The sequence below is a fragment of the Streptomyces sp. NPDC032822 genome (assembly GCF_055578825.1).
This window is the reverse complement of sequence record NZ_JBVIOL010000006.1, coordinates 515642-534041: the sequence shown is the minus strand read 5'-3', so window position 1 is coordinate 534041 and position 18400 is coordinate 515642. Positions and strand designations below refer to the sequence as shown.

Below are 18400 nucleotides of genomic sequence, written 5' to 3'. Positions count from 1 at the left end.
CGCCACACACGACACCGACTGAACACCGGCAACCCAGACCCGGTGGGTCAGAACTCGACCGCCCACACCGGGTCAGGATTCAACCGCCGCCGACAGTGGAACGGCTTCTGCCATCTGCACGGAGGGGGCGGCAGGCGAAGCTTGAGGCCGCCCAGTGCCCGGCCTCCTCGTGTGCCTTCACACATGCCAGCGAGTCCACAGTCACAGCGCCAGAGAAGGCGACGAGGTTGGTTGTGGCGGTTGCGATGGCTCTTCGTCAGCTGGTTCGAGTTGCTGCGCAGCGCCATAGGCCGGCGCTCATGATCGTGTTGGCTGGGCCGTCCCTGGGCCGTCCGAGGCCGCTCGACAGTGGCCAACGATGACCAATGACACCTGCTCAGGTGCATCACAACGACGCCCTGACCTGCGAAAGCCCAGCTCACCAAGATCCCCGACAAGACCCAGGGCAAGAAGAAGTAGCGTTTGTGATCATGCCCCCGAGCTGCGGGTTTTCGCGGCTCGGGGGCATCTTGGTCATGATGCGGAGAGAAGGGCGAACACCCCCGCTCCGCCGCCCAGCAGCAGTAGCTGCACCGTGCCGGATATGCGCCATCCCAGAGCGAGCAGGCCGCCACCCGTCACCACCGCGCCACCGGCCAGGAACCACATCGCCTGGCGTGCGACGTGACGCGCATCCGGTGAATCGGACTCGTCGTAGCTGTCGGCCCATCCGGTCATCCCGTAGCCGTACAGCAACCAGGCGATGACCATCAGGTCGAGCAGGAGCAGCGCCAGACCGACTCCCACCTGCTGACCGGTCGACGGCCTGTTCACGCGCTTCATCCCCACCACCGTCCCGGCTGTCGCCCCTCGTCTGCCAACTCCATGGGCGCAGCATGCGGCCTCCCCCCGGCACTCCGCATGAGCACTCCTACTCAGTCGGCTCCAACTCCTGTTCTCAGTCGTCGCCCTCGCTACGGTTGAACCGTCGTCCTCAGACACGTCAGGAGCTCCCGTGCCGATGCCCATCGTGAAGCACCCGTACGACCCGCGACTGCACGGTGCAGGCACGGTGGGCGAGAAAGGCGGCTGTTCGTGGCATGGACAGCAGGCCTGTGCGGAACGGCCAACGAGCAGCTACGAGACACCGAACGGGAGGATGGCGGCGTGCCCTCGCGCCGAGCGCCAGATCGAGGAGTTGTACGGGTACCCGGCAAGCGGTGAGGGACAGCGCCCGGCCTCACCTTGACGGACGGCCTGGTGGGGCGCCCGGCCGCCGACCCGTGAACTCCCCAACTCCCCAACTCCCCAAGCTTCAGGGCGAGCCCATCGGACGGCACCGGACCTCTGGGCCGTATCGCATGCAGCCCCTAACATCCCCCTGTGGACTGGGGAACTCTCGCAGGCACCGGACTCGGCGCCATCCTGGGCGTCAGCACCACGCTCCTCGCCGAACGGTCGCGGTGGCAACGAGAGAACGCGGCTCGCGAACGCGCGGCCAAACAACAGCTGTACGCCGAATACCTCGGGGCACTGTCGCTCACCACGCATCGCCTCCGAGACCTGAAGCGCAGCGCCGGTCTGCCCAGGGAAGAGCGAATAAGGCAGGCAGGCGAGATCCTCGGATCGACCAACGCCTACCATCTCCGCTACCAGATGCTGATCATCGCTCCACCGCGCCTCGGCGACGCGGCCGACCAGGCATTCATGCGGGTCCGGGACTTACGTGACCGCTTCGACGGATCCGACATCACCGTAGATCCGGAGTGGCCGACAGTCATGAACGCCGTCAGCGAGGCACTGGATCGCCTCCGTGAAGCCATGCGCTCCGACCTCACCTCGGACTGACGCCGACTTCACCCCTCCTCCTCGACAGCGCGCTCGCCGGCGTCCTGCGGCGGCATGCCACGGACGTCGGCCGGGCGGCAGGCCATGAGTGGGCCGAGTCGATCGCCAAGTGGGTCTGGCGTGACGGCGGTTGGCAGCCTGAACGACTGCCTGAACAACTGACTCCAGAACCGCCGCGACAACCGTCCCCACACCTGCCCTGACAACCGTCCCACCACCCGTAACGCCCAGCTCAACAGAGAAAGGGCCCCGCCCGAAACGGACAGGACCCTCTCTCTACGCTCCCACGCTCTCGTGCTCCCGCGTTCTGACGTTCCTACGTCACCCGCACTGGCATGGGCTCCCCGACTGGCATCCGCACCCACACCCCGACCCGCAGCCGCACGCGGCTATCAAGGTCAGGTTCCTGATCGCGGCGGGCTGCTCGGTCGGGCGTTCCTGTGTGGGGTCGGGCGTGGTACCGGGCGTGCTGGGGGATTCGGCCATGGTCCCTCCTCAAGGCTGGTGCCTGTGCCCATTGGATGCCCGTTCCGCTGGGCGCATCAACGGCGCACTGAGGCTCCCGAGCGCCCCGAACAGGTACCCGCACGCTCCGAACCAGAACGCGCACGCCCCGGACAGAGCACCTCACACGCCCCCGCACACCCGGCCCTCGGCCCCCACCCCCGCCCACCCCCGGAGGGATCAGGCGCTCTCCACTCCCGCCACCGGCTGAATGTCCTGCTGGAGGTCGTCCGCGTGCTCGCCCGTCACCAGGTACACGACCCGCTTGGCGACCGCGACCGCGTGGTCGGCGTACCGCTCGTAGTAGCGGCCGAGCAGGGTGACGTCGACCGCCGTCTCGATGCCGTGCTTCCAGCGGTCGTCCATCAGGTGCTGGAAGAGCGTGCGGTGGAGGAGGTCCATCGCGTCGTCGTCCTGCTCCAGCTGGAGCGCGAGGTCGACGTCCTTCGTGACGATCACCTCGGCCGACTTGGCCATCAGGCGCTGTGCGAGCTGGCCCATCTCCAGGATGGTCGCGTGCAGGTCCTGCGGGATGGCGCGGGCCGGGAACCGCAGCCGGGCGAGCTTCGCCACATGCTGGGCCAGGTCGCCCGAGCGCTCCAGGTCGGCCGACATCCGCAGCGAGGTGACGACGATCCGCAGGTCGGTGGCGACCGGCTGCTGGCGGGCCAGCAGGGCTATGGCACGGGCCTCCAGCTCGTGCTGGAGGTCGTCGACCCGCTGGTCGGCCTCGATGACGCTCTCGGCCAGCTTCAGGTCGGAGTCGAGGATCGCCGTCGTGGCGCGCCCGATCGCCGACCCGACCAGTCGGGCCATCTCCACCAGACCGTCGCCGATCGAATCCAGTTCCTCGTGGTACGCGTCCCGCATCAGGGTTTCCCTCTCGTACGTGATCTTCGGGGGGTCACCGGGGCCGGGTCCCGGCACGAACGTCGTGCACAACCGGTGCTCCGCACCCCACGCTCCCACGTTCCGCCCTGTACGCGTCGGTTTCCGTCACCCCAAATGAACCATCACTGGCTCCAAGGTGAACTCTGGGCGACGAGTGTTCGAGGTCGCACTCGGATGGCTGTGGCCAAGAGCGATTGCGTGCCTAACCTGGACGCATGGACGTGAACGCGGCGGTCGCCGCAGCGGCAGCGATCGCCGGTGTACTCACCGGCGTCATCGCCGTGCTGGCGTTCCGCTGGAGCGAGCGGGAGCAGAAACGCCCCACCCGTACTTCCCTGCACACGGACCCGGTGCTTCCGCCGGGCGTGGACACCGTCCTCTCGGTACTCCGGTCCTCGGCCGTCGTACTGGACGAGGCGGACGCCGTGGTCAAGGCCAGCTCCGCCGCATACGCCCTCGGACTGGTCCGAGGCGGCAAGCTCTCCGTCGAGCCGATGCTCCTGATGGCCCGGGACACCCGGCGCGACGGGGAGATACGCCAGGTGGAGCTGGATCTTCCCAGACGGGGCACGGGCCGTGGCGAGGCCCTCGCCGTCTCCGCACGCGTCGCACCCCTCGGCTCCCGCCTGGTGCTGCTCCTCGTAGAGGACCTCACCGAGGCCAGGCGCATAGAGGCGGTGCGGCGCGACTTCGTCGCCAACGTCAGCCATGAGCTGAAGACCCCGGTCGGCGCCCTCTCCCTCCTGTCGGAGGCCGTCATGGGCGCCTCCGACGACCCGGAGGCCGTGGAGCGCTTCGCCGGCCGGATGCAGATCGAGGCGACCCGGCTGACCAACCTGGTACAGGAGCTCATCGACCTGTCGCGGGTCCAGAACGACGATCCCCTGGAGGACGCCGAACCGGTCCGCGTCGACGAACTCGTCGCCGAGGCCGTCGACCGCTGCCGGCACCAGGCCGGCACCAAGCAGATCACGATGGCCGCCGGCGGTACCGCCGACCTGCACGTCTACGGCAACCGCGGCCAGCTCGCCGCCGCCCTCGGCAACCTCGTCGAGAACGCCGTCAACTACTCACCCGCCCGCACCCGCGTCGGCATAGCCGCCCGCCGGGTGACCGCGCCCGGCGGCGACCTGATCGAGGTCGCCGTCACCGACCAGGGGATCGGGATCACCGACAAGGACAAGGAGCGCATCTTCGAGCGCTTCTACCGCGTCGACCCGGCCCGCTCCCGTGCCACCGGCGGTACGGGCCTGGGCCTCGCGATCGTCAAGCACGTGGCCGCCTCGCACGGCGGGGAGGTCACCGTGTGGAGCTCCGAGGGACAGGGCTCCACCTTCACCCTGCGACTCCCGGAGGCGGGCGCCGCCCGCGCCCGGGCCCATCCACACCTGGACCTCGACGGTCTCGACGAGGAGACCGACCCTTCGTCCCGCCAGTCATCTTCTTACGAACCGCTCCCCTCCCCGGAGGTCCTTCCGTGACCCGAGTGCTCGTCGTCGAGGACGAGGAGTCCTTCTCCGACGCCCTGTCGTACATGCTCCGCAAGGAAGGCTTCGAGGTCGCCGTGGCGACCACCGGCCCCGACGGACTCGACGAGTTCGAGCGCAACGGCGCCGACCTCGTCCTCCTCGACCTGATGCTGCCCGGCCTGCCCGGCACCGAGGTGTGCCGCCAGCTGCGCAACCGCTCCAACGTCCCCGTCATCATGGTGACCGCCAAGGACAGCGAGATCGACAAGGTCGTCGGGCTGGAGATAGGGGCCGACGACTATGTGACCAAGCCGTTCTCCTCCCGGGAGCTGGTCGCCCGTATCCGGGCCGTACTGCGCCGCCGCGGCGAGCCGGAGGAGGTCACCCCGGCGGCCCTGGAGGCGGGCCCGGTCCGTATGGACGTGGACCGCCACGTGGTGACGGTCTCCGGCTCCAAGGTCGACCTGCCCCTCAAGGAGTTCGACCTCCTGGAGATGCTGCTGCGCAACGCGGGCCGCGTCCTGACCCGCATGCAGCTCATCGACCGCGTCTGGGGTGCGGACTACGTCGGCGACACCAAGACCCTCGACGTCCACGTCAAGCGCCTGCGCGCCAAGATCGAACCCGACCCGGGCGCCCCGCGCTACCTGGTGACGGTCCGGGGTCTCGGATACAAGTTCGAGCCGTAGACCGCGAGGACCCAAGAGCAGCACGCCGAAGGGCGGGACCCCTGACGAGGTCCCGCCCTTCGGCGTGGATGTACGGGTACGACGATCCCGTTCACCCTTTTGGTCGTACGGCCCCTGTCGGGTGTACGACCACTTTCCGCTGTACGACCACTCAGTGGCCGGCGCCCGCGGCGCCCGTCGACTCGGTCGCCGCCGCGGTGTCGGTCGGCGTGGCCGTGTCGGCCGGGGTGCCGGTGCCCGAGTCGGGGGACTCGGAGGAGCCGGGCTCCTCGCTCGTGGCGGGGCTCTCCGTGCCGCCCGGCGTCGCCGGGATCTCGCTCGGGCCCCACGTGGAGAAGTAGCCCTCGGCGGGGACGACGAAGGCGCGCAGCGCCACGTCACCGGTCTTGCTGAAGGTGAAGGTGACCTTCTGGGCGTTGCCGTTCTTGACGTTGGCGCCGAGGCTGCTCAGCACGGCGGAGGCGTTGTCCTTGCCGCCGAGAACGACGGACCCGCCGGCCGGGACGGTCACCTTGCGCTTGCCCTTGCCCTTGGCGGGCGTGAGCTCGGCGCTGCCGCCGCCGGCGACGGTCACCGCGTCCAGCGTCTGGGAGGTGGTGCCGCTGTTGAAGAGGGTGGCGGAGATGACGGCCGGGCCCTCGGCCCGGGCGTCCGGCTGGGTGACGACCACGACGTTCTGAAGCTTGATGTCACCCACCGATGTGGCCGCGTTGTCCGGCTTGACCTGCAGGGTCTGAGCGTTGTTGCCGGCCGCGCACGCGGAGAGCGAGGCGATCGAGAACGCGATGACGGCGGCGGCGAGGGCACCGCGTCGAAGGCTGCTGCTCACGGGGGCGGCAACTCCTTGACTTGAGCGAGGCGGCCCGTAAAGCCGCGCTAAGTGACTGTCAGCGGCCTTAGGTTACCGAGCCGTTCCCGCGGGACCGCACCCGACCCTCCCCCCGAGCCACATTGACCTCGGCTGCCCCCCGTCCGACTCCCGCTTGTCCGGCATTCACATAAGTGCCGCTAAGTGCCGCCGACCGCGCCCCCGGGATTTTCCGTGAAGGAATCCGTGAACCTCGGAAGGACCACGGAAGTACCTCGGAAGAACCACAGAAGTGCTCCGGAAGAACGCCGGATGAGTCCCGGAACAGGCTCGGAAGATCTCCGGAATTGATCATCGTGCGGCCGGTCGGGTACCCCGGTGATCAATTTCCGGATTCGTCGCATGGCCGACTCCGCACACCGAACGGAGTAGCGGATGTCGCACACATGGAGGCGGACATATGGGGATGTTCGGCCGCCTGGAGGGGCCTCCGTATGTGTGTAACGTACGCGTTTCCCCTCCCCCGGAGAGCCGCTCCGACCTGCGAATACCTTCTTCCGCTCGGCCTCCGCAGCACGTTCCTGTTGCTGTTGTCAAGCCCCGAGATGTGCCCTGACCTGCGAAAACGCCATTCAGAACCCGCAGTTTCCGTGTTACCCTGGATAGCCACGGAAGGGGTACCTGTCACATGACGTTCAAGGTTGGCGACACCGTGGTCTATCCCCATCACGGGGCCGCGCTGATCGAGGCTATCGAAACTCGCCAGATCAAAGGCGTGGACAAGACCTACTTGGTGCTGAAGGTCGCCCAGGGCGACCTGACGGTACGTGTGCCAGCGGACAATGCGGAGTTCGTCGGCGTGCGTGATGTGGTCGGTCAGGACGGACTGGACCGGGTCTTCGAGGTGCTGCGCGCGCCGTACGCCGAGGAGCCCACTAACTGGTCGCGTCGTTACAAGGCAAACCTGGAGAAGCTCGCCTCCGGCGATGTCATCAAGGTCGCGGAAGTCGTACGTGACCTGTGGCGTCGTGAGCGCGAGCGTGGACTCTCCGCCGGTGAGAAGCGCATGCTCGCCAAGGCCCGCCAGATCCTGGTGAGTGAGCTCGCGCTCGCGGAGAACACGAACGAGGACAAGGCGGAGGCGCTGCTCGACGAGGTCCTCGCGTCCTGACGCCGGCGCAAGCCAGCCTCAGCACATTTGAAATGCCGCGGTGCCCGATGACGTATTTCCCGTCGCCGGGCGCTGCGGCATGTTCGCGTTCGCGTGCCGTAAGCGTGTTCCTCTTCGGGGTGAGGCCCCGATACTCGGTGTGCCGGATCCGGGCGGTGAACTCGACCAGGGTCACGGAAGGGTTCCGGTCGAGCCGTCGTACCCGGCACGCTGAGGCCATACCCACGTAGGCCCCGCCGCCAAACCGGCGTCTTCCGGATGCGTCCGGCACGCACGCCCCGGACGCCGTCCGGCCCGCCCTCAAGGCGGACCACGCCGGTGCGGCGGGGCCTCGACCACACCAACCCGACAGGAACCGATGTCTGACGATTCGCGCCCCTCGCCCGCGGAAACCCGGGCGAGCACCGGCCCCACCGCCCGCACCGCGGCCGTGATCCCGGCCGCCGGCCGAGGCGTGCGCCTGGGTCCGGGCGCCCCCAAGGCACTGCGCGCGCTGAACGGCACTCCCATGCTGATCCACGCGCTGCGCGCGCTGGCCGCGTCCCGGGCCGTCTCCCTGGTGGTCGTCGTCGCGCCGCCCGACGGCGCCGCCGAGGTCAAGTCCCTGCTCGACGCGCACGCCCTGCCCGAGCGCACCGACTTCCTCGTCGTCCCCGGCGGTGAGAGCCGCCAGGAGTCCGTCCGGCTCGGCCTGGACGCCCTGCCGCCCGAGTACGACATCGTGCTGGTGCACGACGCGGCCCGCCCCCTCGTCCCGGTCGACACGGTGGACGCGGTCATCGAGGCCGTACGGGACGGAGCCGTGGCCGTCGTCCCGGCGCTGCCCCTCGCGGACACCGTCAAGGAGGTGGAGCCGGCCTTGACCCCGGGCGATCCGGAGCCGGTGGTGGCCACCCCGCAGCGGGCCCGCCTCCGTGCCGTCCAGACGCCCCAGGGCTTCGACCGCGCCACCCTGGTCCGCGCCCACGAGACGGTCACCGACAACGTCACCGACGACGCGAGCATGGTCGAGCAGCTCGGCGAGACGGTCGTGACCGTCCCCGGGCACGAGGAGGCCTTCAAGGTCACCCGCCCGCTGGACCTCGTCCTCGCGGAGGCGGTCCTCGCCCGCAGGAGGCTCAACGATGGCTTCTGACGCACCCCTGCTCCCCCAGGTGGGCATCGGCACCGACATCCACGCCTTCGAGGAGGGCCGCGAGCTGTGGTGCGCGGGCCTGAAGTGGGAGGGCGAGGGCCCTGGCCTGGCCGGTCACTCCGACGCCGACGTCGTCGCCCACGCCGCCTGCAACGCGCTGTTCTCGGCGGCCGGGCTCGGCGACCTCGGCCAGCACTTCGGCACCGGGCGCCCCGAGTGGTCCGGCGCCTCCGGGGTGACCCTGCTGACGGAGGCCGCCCGGATCGTCCGCGAGGCCGGCTTCGCCGTCGGCAACATCGCCGTACAGGTCGTGGGCCCGCGTCCGAAGATCGGCAAGCGGCGGGACGAGGCGCAGAAGCTGCTCTCGGAGGCGGCCGGGGCCCCGGTGTCGGTGTCCGGGGCGACCACCGACGGCCTCGGATTCCCCGGCCGCGACGAGGGCCTCATGGCGGTGGCCACGGCACTCGTGGTGCGCACCGGCTGACCAGGCGGTGCGCCGCGCGGAGCCGCCCGGTGTCACGAATGTGTGCCCCTTGTCCGGAACGGGCACAGGGCACTGCCCCACGCCTACTACCCTGGACTCGTGACCATTCGCCTGTACGACACCAGTGCCCGGCAGATCCGTGACTTCGCCCCGCTCCAGCCGGGTTGTGTCTCGATCTACCTCTGTGGCGCCACCGTGCAGGCGGCACCGCACATCGGGCACATCCGCTCGGGTCTGAACTTCGACATCATGCGCCGCTGGTTCGCCTACCGCGGCTACGACGTCACCTTCATCCGGAACGTCACCGACATCGACGACAAGATCATCGTCAAGGCGGCCGACCAGGGCCGCCCCTGGTGGTCGATCGGCTACGAGAACGAGCGCGCCTTCAACGACGGCTACACCGCCCTCGGTTGCCTGCCGCCGACGTACGAGCCGCGCGCCACCGGCCATGTCACCGAGATGGTCGAGATGATGCGCGGCCTCATCGAGCGCGGCCACGCCTACGAGGCCGAGGGCAACGTCTACTTCGACGTGAAGTCCTTCCCGGAGTACCTGAGCCTGTCCAACCAGGAGCTGGACAACCTGCTCCAGCCCTCCGGCGAGGGCGAGACCGGCAAACGGGACCCGCGCGACTTCGCCATGTGGAAGGCCGTCAAGCCCGGCGAGCCGAGCTGGGAGACGCCGTGGGGCCGCGGCCGGCCCGGCTGGCACCTGGAGTGCTCGGCGATGGCCCACAAGTACCTGGGCTCCGTCTTCGACATCCACGGCGGCGGCCTGGACCTGATCTTCCCGCACCACGAGAACGAGATCGCCCAGGCCAAGGCCTACGGCGACGAGTTCGCCCGGTACTGGGTGCACAACGCCTGGGTCACCATGAGCGGCGAGAAGATGTCCAAGTCGCTCGGCAACTCGGTCCTGGTCTCCGAGATGGTCCAGCGTTGGCGACCGATCGTGCTGCGCTACTACCTCGGCACCCCGCACTACCGCTCGATGATCGAGTACAGCGAGGAGGCCCTGCGCGAGGCCGAGTCCGCGTTCGCGCGGATCGAGGGGTTCGTGCAGCGCGTGGTGGAGAAGGCCGGGGGAGCCGTCGAGCCCTCCGCCGAGGTCCCGCCCGCCTTCGCCGAGGCGATGGACGACGACCTGGGTGTCCCGCAGGCCCTCGCCATCGTGCACACCACCGTCCGGCAGGGAAACTCCGCGCTGGCCGCCGACGACAAGGAAGCCGCCGTGGCCCGCCTCGCCGAGGTCCGGGCGATGCTCGGTGTCCTCGGCCTCGACCCGCTCCACCCGCACTGGGCCGGCGAGACCGACCGCGGCGACGATCTCCATGGGGTGGTCGACAGTCTCGTACGCCTGGTCCTGGACCAGCGCGAGGCGGCCCGCGGCCGGAAGGACTGGGGCACCGCGGACGCCATCCGCGACCAGCTCAACCAGTCCGGGCTGGTCATCGAGGACGGCCCGCAGGGGCCGCGCTGGAGCCTCGGCCCGCGCTGACCCTTCCTTGATCGATTGTGCCGCCCGGCCATCCGGGCGGCACACTGCATATACGCACGTACGTACGCTGAGAAAAGACAGGTAGGTCATGGCAGCCAACAACCGCCGCATGTCCGGCAAGAAGGGCGCGCAGGTCGGCAGTGGCGGCCAGCGGCGCAAGGGCCTGGAGGGCAAGGGTCCGACCCCGCCCGCCGAGGCGCGCAAGGGACACAAGAAGAACCGCATCTCCAACGCCAAGGCGAAGCAGGCGGTACGCCGTCCCACCGCGCGCGGCCGGGGCGGCAAGGGCACGTCCGAGATGGTCGTCGGCCGCAACCCCGTCGCCGAGGCGCTGCGCGAGGGCGTGCCCGCGGTGACGCTCTACGTCCAGCAGTTCATCGACAACGACGAGCGGGTGCGCGAGGCGCTCCAGCTCGCCGCCGAGCGCGGTGGCATCCACCTCATGGAGGCCCCCCGCCCCGAGCTGGACCGCATGACCAACGGCCTCAACCACCAGGGCCTCGTCCTCCAGGTCCCGCCGTACGAGTACGCGCACCCCGAGGACCTCGCGAACGCCGCCTACGACAAGGGCGAGGACCCGCTCATCGTCGCCCTCGACGGTGTCACCGACCCGCGCAACCTCGGCGCCGTCGTCCGGTCCGTCTCCGCGTTCGGCGGCCACGGCGTCGTCGTGCCCGAGCGGCGCGCGGCCGGCATGACCGCCGGTGCCTGGAAGACGTCCGCCGGTGCGGCCGCCCGTACGCCCGTCGCCCGCGCCACCAACCTGACGCGCGCCCTGGAGGCGTACAAGAAGGCCGGCATCACGGTCGTCGGCCTGGCCGCCGACGGCGAGTCCGAACTCGGTGATCTCCAGGCCCTGTCGGGCCCGGTCGTCATCGTCGTCGGCAGCGAGGGCAAGGGCCTGTCCCGGCTGGTCGGCGAGACCTGCGACCACCGGGTGCGGATCCCCATGCCGGGTGGCACCGAGTCGCTGAACGCCGGTGTCGCGGCGGGCATCGTGCTGTACGAGACGGCACGCCGACGGACCTGAGCGACTGTTCGACGTAGTCACCCACACGGGGTATTCCTGGCGTCGAGGACAACCTTGACGGGGTCCGGACAGATCCGCCCAGTCAAAGCAGTGTCCTAAACACACGTCACTCGGTTAGATGAGTGTGGACACCAGAACACCCCGCACACCCACGGGGGACGGCCCGTCGGGCTTCGACGACGCTCCCGCGCTGAGCATGGTGAAGGTGCCGAGCGATCCGGCGCAGATCATCGTCAATCATGCGAGCTTCCGCGTGCAGTTGGGCGCGTCGACGCGGCGCGCCGCCCAATCCCCGCGGATCGCACGGCACTTGAGCGCCACCGACGACACGACCCGGATCCCTCCCGTCGGCGCCGCGGCCGGCAGACCGGGCGCGGGCACGCGCCGGCGGCCCGTCGTCTGGAGCGGCAAGTCCGATCCGGACGACACGGGCGCCCACCGCCTGCTCCAGGCCGTGCGGGGCGGCAGCGTCCGCCACGGCGAGGAGCCCGCCCCGTCCTCGGACGCCGGAGCCACCCAGGTCATCCCCCGCGTCGACGTCAACGGCGGCTACGGCAAGGGTGGTTACGCCGACGACGGCTACGACGACCTCGACCAGACCGTCGAGACGCCCGTGGTCGGCGCCCAGCGCACCCACGATTCCGACGGCACCCGACTCCTGCCGAACATGCGGCCCGTGGGCAGCGCCTACGACGAACCCGCCTACGGCGGCGAGCAGTTCGACGACTACGCCGACAACGGCCGGGACACCGGCCCCGGCCGCTCCGCCAAGCGTCACGGCGACGAGCCCGCGCGGCACGCCTATTACCCGGGCCGCCGCATGAACCTCGGCGTCGTCCTGCTCCCGCTGCGGATCTTCCTCGGCTTCATCTCGATCTACGCCGGCATGGGCAAGCTCTGCGACCCCGTCTACTTCGACGGCGGCGAACGCGGCTCCATGGTGAAGTGGCTCAACACCCTGCACCCGTGGGAAGCGGCCGAGCCGCTGCGGCAGTTCGCCCTCCAGCACCCGGTCGGCGCCGGACTCGTCATCGCCTTCCTCCAGGTCATCGTGGGCGTTCTCACGATCCTGGGTCTCTGGCAGCGGGTCGCCGCGATCGTCGGCGCCGCCCTCTCCGCCGCGCTGCTGGTCACCGTCAGCTGGAAGAGCGTCCCCGCCTACGACACCCCCGACATCATCTACCTGGCCGCCTGGTCCCCGCTGATCATCGCCGGGGCGCCCGTCTACTCCATCGACGGCCGCCTCGCCGGCAGTGCCTGGCGGCGTCTGGGCCCCCGCGCCGACCTGTGGGACCTGCGCCGCTACGTCCTGCGTCGCGGCGTCCTCATCACCGCCATCGTCACCGGCCTCACCCTGCTCCTCGGCTCGCTGCTCGGCGGCGCCGTCCGGGACGCCGACCGCGTGGTCGTCCCCGGCCCCGGCGAGGCCCCGCGCAACGAGCTGCCCGGCTCGCCGCTCCCGCAGGACCCCGCCAAGCGGCAGAAGCGGACCCCGTCGGCCTCCAGTTCGCCCACTCAGGGCGCCACGGCCGGCGCGGCCGACCCGACCACCGGTGCCACCACCCCGGGCGCCACCCGGGACACCAGCACCACCGGCGGCTCGCCCAGCCAGACCCAGGGCACCGGCCAGGCGCCGCCCCAGCAGTCCGCCCCGGTCGAGCAGGCACCCAGCACCACCACCGGCCCGACCTCGGGCGGCAGCACCGGCGGCGACGCCTCGGGCGGCTCCAGCGGCGGAGGCACGTCCTCCGGCCGACCGGGCCTGGTAGGCGGCCTGTTGGGGTAACGGAGCCGGTGGGCGAGATCCTGGGCAAGCCCGCCGGCTGAACACCTTGGCCCATACGACGAAGGGTCCCGCACGGTGTCCGTGCGGGACCCTTCGTCATGCGGCCAGGGCGACGCCCTCAAGGGGCGCGGGGCTGTGTCGATATGCGGCTCCGCCGCGTGGGCGCGACAGGCCCTCACCGGGCCGCCACCGTGGAGGCGACCTCTACCGCCCCAGAGCGGCCAGCTCCTTCGCGGCCTCCGTCAGATCCTTCGCCGTGTCGATGGCCCGCCAGTACGCCCCCTGAGGAATGGGGAACCCGGCCAGACGGCGACTGCGGGCAAGGTGAGGGAAAGTGGTCCGCTCATGATCACCACGTTCCGGCAGCAGCCCCGCGAACTCCGGCGAGAAGACGTAGACGCCCGCATTGATCTCGTACGTCGTCGGCGGCGCCTCGATGAAGTCCGTGACCCGCCCGAAGCCGTCCGTCTTCACCGCACCCCAGGGAATCCGCGGACGCGCCAACGCGAGGGTCGCCACCGCGTCCCGCTCGGCGTGGAAGTCCGCCATGTCACGCAGCGAGAACCGGGTCCAGATGTCGCCGTTGGTGGCGTACCAGGGCTGGTCCGGGTGGGGGAGACGCGCGGCGGCGTACTTCAGACCGCCACCGCGCCCGAGCGGCTCCGGCTCGACGACCGTCGTGACGTTCACCGGCAGATCCGCGGTCTCCAGCCACTTCTGCAGGACATCGGCGAGATGGCCGCAGCTGACCACCACGTCCGTCACGCCCTCCTCCGCCAGCCAGACAAGCTGATGGCCGATGATCGGAGTCCCCGTGCCGGGGATCTCGACCATCGGCTTGGGCCGGTCGTCGGTGTACGGGCGCAGCCGGGAGCCCTGGCCGCCGGCCAGTACGACGGCTTGAACAGGGCGGGACGCGGCGTTCGGATCGGTCATGACCGAACTGTACGTGGCGTCCCGCCCGCGACCGGGCCCGGCAACCGTTCCTCAATCAGCCGTTACCACCCTCCCCCTGATGCCTGTCCGGACCGGTCTCAGCCGTGCGCCGCCGCGACACCCGTCGCGAAGGACGTGTCACAGACCGGGCGGGCGTACGACTGCGCACGCGTGGGCCCGTACACACGGACCGCCGCCTTGCCCAGGGCACGCGCGATGGACACGCAGTGCCTGGCGAGCGAGGGACGGCCGTTCACGGCCTCCTGGAGGTGGGTGAGCGCGATGCCGGGGTTCTTCTCCTGGAGTTCGGTCAGGAGATGGTCACGCAGCACGTCGTGCGGTGCGCGCACGGCACGAGGCTTCGCGTCCGACAGGGAGGCGTCCGATGCCGTGAGCACCGAGCCGGAGGGATCTCCCGACCAGTTGACCCGGGTGACCGCGAGCGTCCCGGACAGCACCAGGACGACGGGCAGGACGAGGGCGAGGGAGCGGCCGATCCGGCGGGCGGAGCCCCGGCCGCGTCGTGTCTGTTGGTTAGTGGAGTGCTTCACGCGTGTGAGGGTAGCGCGGGGTAATGATTTGGCGACATTTAGTCACCGGTTCGGGGGATGAAGTGGTGCCTCTCTTTGGGTAACGCGTTGACGCACACTGCTCGAAATGACCGGTCTGCCGGGGTATTCGTCGCCAACGAGAAGGGCCCCGCAACGCTCTGCGGGGCCCTCTTCGTCAACGCGGGTGAATGTGCGGGGAATGTCCTCAGTCGGTGAGGCGCTCGCCCGTGGAGGTCGAGAACACGTGGGTCTCGCCCGGGCGCGGCACGACGTGCAGCGTGGCGCCCTTGTCCGGGACGGCACGGCCGCTGACGCGGACGACCAGGTCCTTGAGCTCGCCGTCGACCGTGGCGGAGCCGTAGACGTAGCCGTCGGCGCCGAGCTCCTCGACCACGTTCACGGAGACCGCGAGACCGGCCGGGGCGTCCTCGGTGTCCTTCGACAGCGAGGCGGCGGCGGCGCTGTTGTGCTCGACGATGTCGAAGTGCTCCGGGCGGACGCCGACGGTGACGGTGGTGTCACCCTTGTCGGTGGCGGCCTTGAGAGCGTCGCGGTTGACCGGCACCACGGAGTTGCCGAACTTCACGCCGCCGTCGGTGATCGGGACCTCGACGAGGTTCATCGCCGGGGAGCCGATGAAGCCGGCCACGAAGAGGTTGTTGGGGCGGTCGTACATGTTGCGCGGGGTGTCGACCTGCTGGAGCAGGCCGTCCTTGAGGACGGCCACCCGGTCGCCCATCGTCATGGCCTCGACCTGGTCGTGGGTGACGTAGACGGTGGTGATGCCGAGGCGGCGCTGCAGCGAGGCGATCTGCGTACGCGTGGACACACGGAGCTTGGCGTCCAGGTTGGACAGCGGCTCGTCCATGAGGAACACCTGGGGCTCACGCACGATGGCGCGACCCATGGCGACACGCTGGCGCTGACCGCCGGAGAGCGCCTTCGGCTTGCGGTCCAGGTACTCGGTCAGGTCGAGGATCTTCGCGGCCTCCTCGACCTTCTGCCGGATCTCCGCCTTGTTGACGCCGGCGATCTTGAGCGCGAAGCCCATGTTGTCGGCGACGGACATGTGCGGGTAGAGCGCGTAGTTCTGGAACACCATGGCGATGTCCCGGTCCTTCGGCGGCAGGTGCGTGACGTCACGGTCACCGATGCGGATGGCGCCGCCGTTCACGTCCTCAAGCCCCGCGAGCATGCGGAGCGAGGTGGACTTGCCGCAGCCGGAGGGACCGACGAGGACGAGGAACTCGCCGTCCTCGATGTCGATCTCCAGAGCGTCGACCGCGGGCTTGGTGGAACCCGGGTAGATCCGGGTCGCCTTGTCGAACGAGACAGTGGCCATGGTTACAGGGCCCCCTTCTACCGGCAGGAACGTGCCGGACGATCCGTTGTAGGAAGGTGGTGAGCCGCCCCGGGCGATGCCGAGGTGGTGTAGTCCACATCAGTGAACTGGGTCAGGACGGTACCCGGCGTTCACGTTTCTGTCAGTACCTCGGAGAGTGTGAACTTCGCCGAAATTTTCGAGAGGGGCACCCTGCGACCTGGGTACACTGCTCGGGCACGCACGCGCCTCACGCGTCCGCAGGCCTCCTTAGCTCAGTTGGCCAGAGCAACGCACTTGTAATGCGTAGGTCGTCGGTTCGAATCCGACAGGGGGCTCACGCTGGAAAACCCCAGGTCAGAGACGTCTGATCTGGGGTTTTTCGTCGTTCGGGCGCGCATCGGTGGTGCCGGGGTGCGGGGTGGGTGGTCGTTCAGGCGGTGGTGTCGCGCAGCAGGTCCCGCAGTGTCAGTGCCGCCGGCAGCGGGGTGGTGGGCAGCGCCAGGTGGACCGTGCGGCGCAGGGCGGGGTCGTCGAGGCGGCACAGGGTGAGTTCGGCCGGGACCGCCCAGGCGGCGAGGGAGGGGACGAGCGCCACTCCCAGCCCGGCGGCCACGTATCCGAACTTGCCCGTCCACTCCGCGATCCTGATGATCTTCCTGGGGCTGAAGCCGGCCCGGGCGCAGGCGTCGGCGAGCATCGTGGGGCGGTCGCCGTACGCGTCCTGGAGCCAGGCCTCGTCGCGCAGGTCGCGCAGGTCGATCGACCCGGCCTTGGCCAGGGGGTGTTCGTGCCGGAGGGCGACGAACAGCTCGTCCTCCAGGAGGACGGACGTGGTGACGCCGTCGGCCGAAGGCAGGCCGGAGGGGTAGTCGCTGACCACGGCGAGGTCGAGCGCCCCCTCCATGAGGCCCTCCATCAGCGCGGCGCTCCGGCCCTCGACGGAGACGACCGTGACGTCCGGCCTGGCCCGCCTGAACTCCCGCAGGGCGGTGGGTACCAACGAGATATTCGCGGTCGCGAAAGCCCCCACGCGGAGCATCCCGCCGTGGCCCGCGTGGATCACGGTCAACTCCTGCTCCGCCCGCGACAGCCGGTCCAGCACGTCCACGGCGTGGCGGTGCAGTGCCCGGCCGGCGGGATTCAGCCGTACTCCCCGGGGGAGTCGTTCGAACAGCGGCCCACCTGCCTGCTGTTCCAGTGAGGCGATCCGCCGGGACACCGCGGACTGCGTGTAGTTGAGCCGGGCCGCGGCGCCGGTGAAGGACCCGGTGTCGGCCACGGTCACGAGGAGACGCAGCGCGTCGGTCTCGAACACATTCCCCCCTGCCTCTCGTCCAGTGGCTTCTCTGGACGCATGCTTTCAGCGTATGGCTTCCATGCAATCCAGTCGCTGGTGGAATGCCTTGCGGCTTCGTAACGTCTTGTGGTGTCGCCGATCCGAGGGGGAGGCGTGGTGTCTCGGGGCCTCGGCGGCGGTTGGGCCGGGAACCCGGGAGGCGGCCCGGCCCCTGTCACTCCCACGAGGAGCAGAGGCCCATGACCACACCGACGTACCAGTCCTCCGAGGTCGCGGAGCTGGCCGCCCGTCATCGACTCGGCGCGCTGGAGGGCTCGTTCGCCCCCAAGCGGCTCGGCAAGCTGATGTTCGTCGTCTACCTCAACGCGCTCGTCTCGCTCTCGGCGTTCTTCCTGGTTCCCGGGGTGCTGTACTTCTGGTGGCTGCGCCGCTTCCCGAACTTCAGCAGGAGGCAGGCCGCCAAGCGTCTCCACCTGTTCGAGCACGGCATGATCGTGCAACCGCAGTTCGGGGACGGCATGACCGCCCTCCGCTGGGATTCCGCGAGGCTCTACCAGGACATCACCCAGCTGTTCGTCAACGGCGCCCCCACCCCCACCAAGTACGTCTACTCCGTCTCCGCCCCCAGCTTCGGCGGCGCGGAGATCACGGAGTTCTACGAGAGGCCCGAGACGTGGGGTCCGTGGATGCAGGAGGCGATACTCCGCGCTCAGGGGCAGAAGGTCCTGGAGGCCGTCCTGGCGGGCGGGAAGGGCGACTTCGGCGGTCTCTCGGTGTCCCGCACGGGCGTGGCGGCCACCGGGAAGGCCGCTCTGCCGTGGTCCGACGTCCAGGAGCTCCGGGTCGGTGAGGGCTACGTCCGCGTCATGAGGTCCGGCGTGTCCAACCCCTGGTTCAGTGTCCCGGTCAGCGGCGTCGTGAATCTCTACGTCTTCCTGGCCATCGGCAGGAACCTCTGCCAGCCGTAGCCGGCCCGCAGAGGCCGTCGTCGGCGGTCG

17 protein-coding genes and 1 tRNA gene are annotated in these 18400 nt (G+C 69.8%); 11 read left to right on the top strand and 7 right to left on the bottom strand.

Translation table 11 applies throughout. The features are described 5' to 3' along the window. Positions 1 to 513 precede the first annotated feature (513 nt). Positions 514 to 822: a hypothetical protein gene (locus tag ACZ5VD_RS20505; RefSeq protein WP_468553125.1), complete on the bottom strand. Its 309-nt coding sequence runs from the start codon at positions 820 to 822 to the stop codon at positions 514 to 516. Positions 823 to 1362: 540 nt separating this feature from the next. Here ACZ5VD_RS20505 and ACZ5VD_RS20500 point away from each other — a divergent pair. Then, the gene (locus tag ACZ5VD_RS20500) at positions 1363 to 1827 is read left to right on the top strand and encodes a hypothetical protein (RefSeq protein WP_468553124.1); all 465 of its coding nucleotides are present in this window, start codon (positions 1363 to 1365) and stop codon (positions 1825 to 1827) included. Between the two features lie 684 nt (positions 1828 to 2511). Here ACZ5VD_RS20500 and phoU read toward each other — a convergent pair. Then, a complete protein-coding gene (gene phoU, locus ACZ5VD_RS20495; RefSeq protein ID WP_468553123.1) occupies positions 2512 to 3201 on the bottom strand; it encodes a phosphate signaling complex protein PhoU in 690 nt (229 codons plus the stop codon). A gap of 236 nt (positions 3202 to 3437) precedes the next feature. Here phoU and phoR point away from each other — a divergent pair, with 236 nt between their 5' ends. Together phoR and phoP are read left to right on the top strand one after the other, a co-directional pair. Continuing rightward, the gene (gene phoR / locus ACZ5VD_RS20490) at positions 3438 to 4703 is read left to right on the top strand and encodes a two-component system sensor histidine kinase PhoR (RefSeq protein ID WP_468553122.1); all 1266 of its coding nucleotides are present in this window, start codon (positions 3438 to 3440) and stop codon (positions 4701 to 4703) included. Further along, positions 4700 to 5380: a two-component system response regulator PhoP gene (phoP, locus tag ACZ5VD_RS20485; protein WP_383866577.1), complete on the top strand. Its 681-nt coding sequence runs from the start codon at positions 4700 to 4702 to the stop codon at positions 5378 to 5380. The genes phoR and phoP overlap by 4 nt, the downstream gene beginning before the upstream one ends. Positions 5381 to 5531: 151 nt before the next feature. On the opposite strand, the gene ACZ5VD_RS20480 is transcribed toward phoP, so the two are convergent. Beyond that, positions 5532 to 6209 carry a copper chaperone PCu(A)C domain-containing protein gene (locus tag ACZ5VD_RS20480; protein WP_468682875.1) on the bottom strand — a complete coding sequence of 226 codons (678 nt, stop codon included), beginning with the start codon at positions 6207 to 6209 and terminating at the stop codon, positions 5532 to 5534. A 667-nt stretch (positions 6210 to 6876) separates the two neighbouring features. Between ACZ5VD_RS20480 and ACZ5VD_RS20475 the strand changes: the two genes are divergently transcribed. The 6 genes from ACZ5VD_RS20475 (at position 6877) to ACZ5VD_RS20450 (ending at position 13294) form a co-directional block, all read left to right on the top strand. Then, positions 6877 to 7359, top strand: a complete 483-nt coding sequence (locus tag ACZ5VD_RS20475; RefSeq protein ID WP_003953493.1) for a CarD family transcriptional regulator — start codon at positions 6877 to 6879, stop codon at positions 7357 to 7359. Positions 7360 to 7717: 358 nt separating this feature from the next. Beyond that, complete coding sequence (gene ispD, locus ACZ5VD_RS20470; protein WP_468682874.1) at positions 7718 to 8494, top strand: 2-C-methyl-D-erythritol 4-phosphate cytidylyltransferase; 777 nt, start codon at positions 7718 to 7720, stop codon at positions 8492 to 8494. Then, positions 8484 to 8978: a 2-C-methyl-D-erythritol 2,4-cyclodiphosphate synthase gene (ispF, locus tag ACZ5VD_RS20465; RefSeq protein ID WP_468553119.1), complete on the top strand. Its 495-nt coding sequence runs from the start codon at positions 8484 to 8486 to the stop codon at positions 8976 to 8978. Before ispD ends, ispF begins: the two co-directional genes overlap by 11 nt. Before the next feature lie 99 nt (positions 8979 to 9077). Beyond that, positions 9078 to 10478, top strand: a complete 1401-nt coding sequence (gene cysS / locus ACZ5VD_RS20460; RefSeq protein ID WP_468553118.1) for a cysteine--tRNA ligase — start codon at positions 9078 to 9080, stop codon at positions 10476 to 10478. An 88-nt stretch (positions 10479 to 10566) separates the two neighbouring features. Further along, positions 10567 to 11508 carry a 23S rRNA (guanosine(2251)-2'-O)-methyltransferase RlmB gene (rlmB, locus tag ACZ5VD_RS20455; RefSeq protein WP_468553117.1) on the top strand — a complete coding sequence of 314 codons (942 nt, stop codon included), beginning with the start codon at positions 10567 to 10569 and terminating at the stop codon, positions 11506 to 11508. Between the two features lie 118 nt (positions 11509 to 11626). Beyond that, positions 11627 to 13294, top strand: coding sequence for a DoxX family protein (locus tag ACZ5VD_RS20450; RefSeq protein WP_468553116.1), 1668 nt, complete (start codon positions 11627 to 11629; stop codon positions 13292 to 13294). A 204-nt stretch (positions 13295 to 13498) separates the two neighbouring features. Here the strand turns inward: ACZ5VD_RS20450 and ACZ5VD_RS20445 are convergent, their stop codons facing one another. From ACZ5VD_RS20445 to ACZ5VD_RS20435, 3 genes are all read right to left on the bottom strand, one after another. Continuing rightward, positions 13499 to 14230 carry a nucleotidyltransferase family protein gene (locus ACZ5VD_RS20445; RefSeq protein WP_468553115.1) on the bottom strand — a complete coding sequence of 244 codons (732 nt, stop codon included), beginning with the start codon at positions 14228 to 14230 and terminating at the stop codon, positions 13499 to 13501. Positions 14231 to 14328: 98 nt separating this feature from the next. Next, entirely contained in the window at positions 14329 to 14781 is a 453-nt protein-coding gene (locus ACZ5VD_RS20440) for a hypothetical protein (RefSeq protein ID WP_468553114.1), read from the bottom strand. Between the two features lie 205 nt (positions 14782 to 14986). Next, the gene (locus tag ACZ5VD_RS20435; RefSeq protein ID WP_468553113.1) at positions 14987 to 16123 is read right to left on the bottom strand and encodes an ABC transporter ATP-binding protein; all 1137 of its coding nucleotides are present in this window, start codon (positions 16121 to 16123) and stop codon (positions 14987 to 14989) included. A 243-nt stretch (positions 16124 to 16366) separates the two neighbouring features. Between ACZ5VD_RS20435 and ACZ5VD_RS20430 the strand changes: the two genes are divergently transcribed. Next, positions 16367 to 16440: transfer RNA gene (locus tag ACZ5VD_RS20430), tRNA-Thr, on the top strand. A gap of 95 nt (positions 16441 to 16535) precedes the next feature. Here the strand turns inward: ACZ5VD_RS20430 and ACZ5VD_RS20425 are convergent. Then, complete coding sequence (locus tag ACZ5VD_RS20425) at positions 16536 to 17420, bottom strand: LysR family transcriptional regulator (RefSeq protein ID WP_468682873.1); 885 nt, start codon at positions 17418 to 17420, stop codon at positions 16536 to 16538. Positions 17421 to 17641: 221 nt separating this feature from the next. Here ACZ5VD_RS20425 and ACZ5VD_RS20420 point away from each other — a divergent pair, with 221 nt between their 5' ends. Further along, positions 17642 to 18370 (top strand): DUF6585 family protein, encoded by a 729-nt coding sequence (locus tag ACZ5VD_RS20420; protein WP_468553111.1) that lies wholly within the window; start codon positions 17642 to 17644, stop codon positions 18368 to 18370. Positions 18371 to 18400 lie beyond the last annotated feature (30 nt).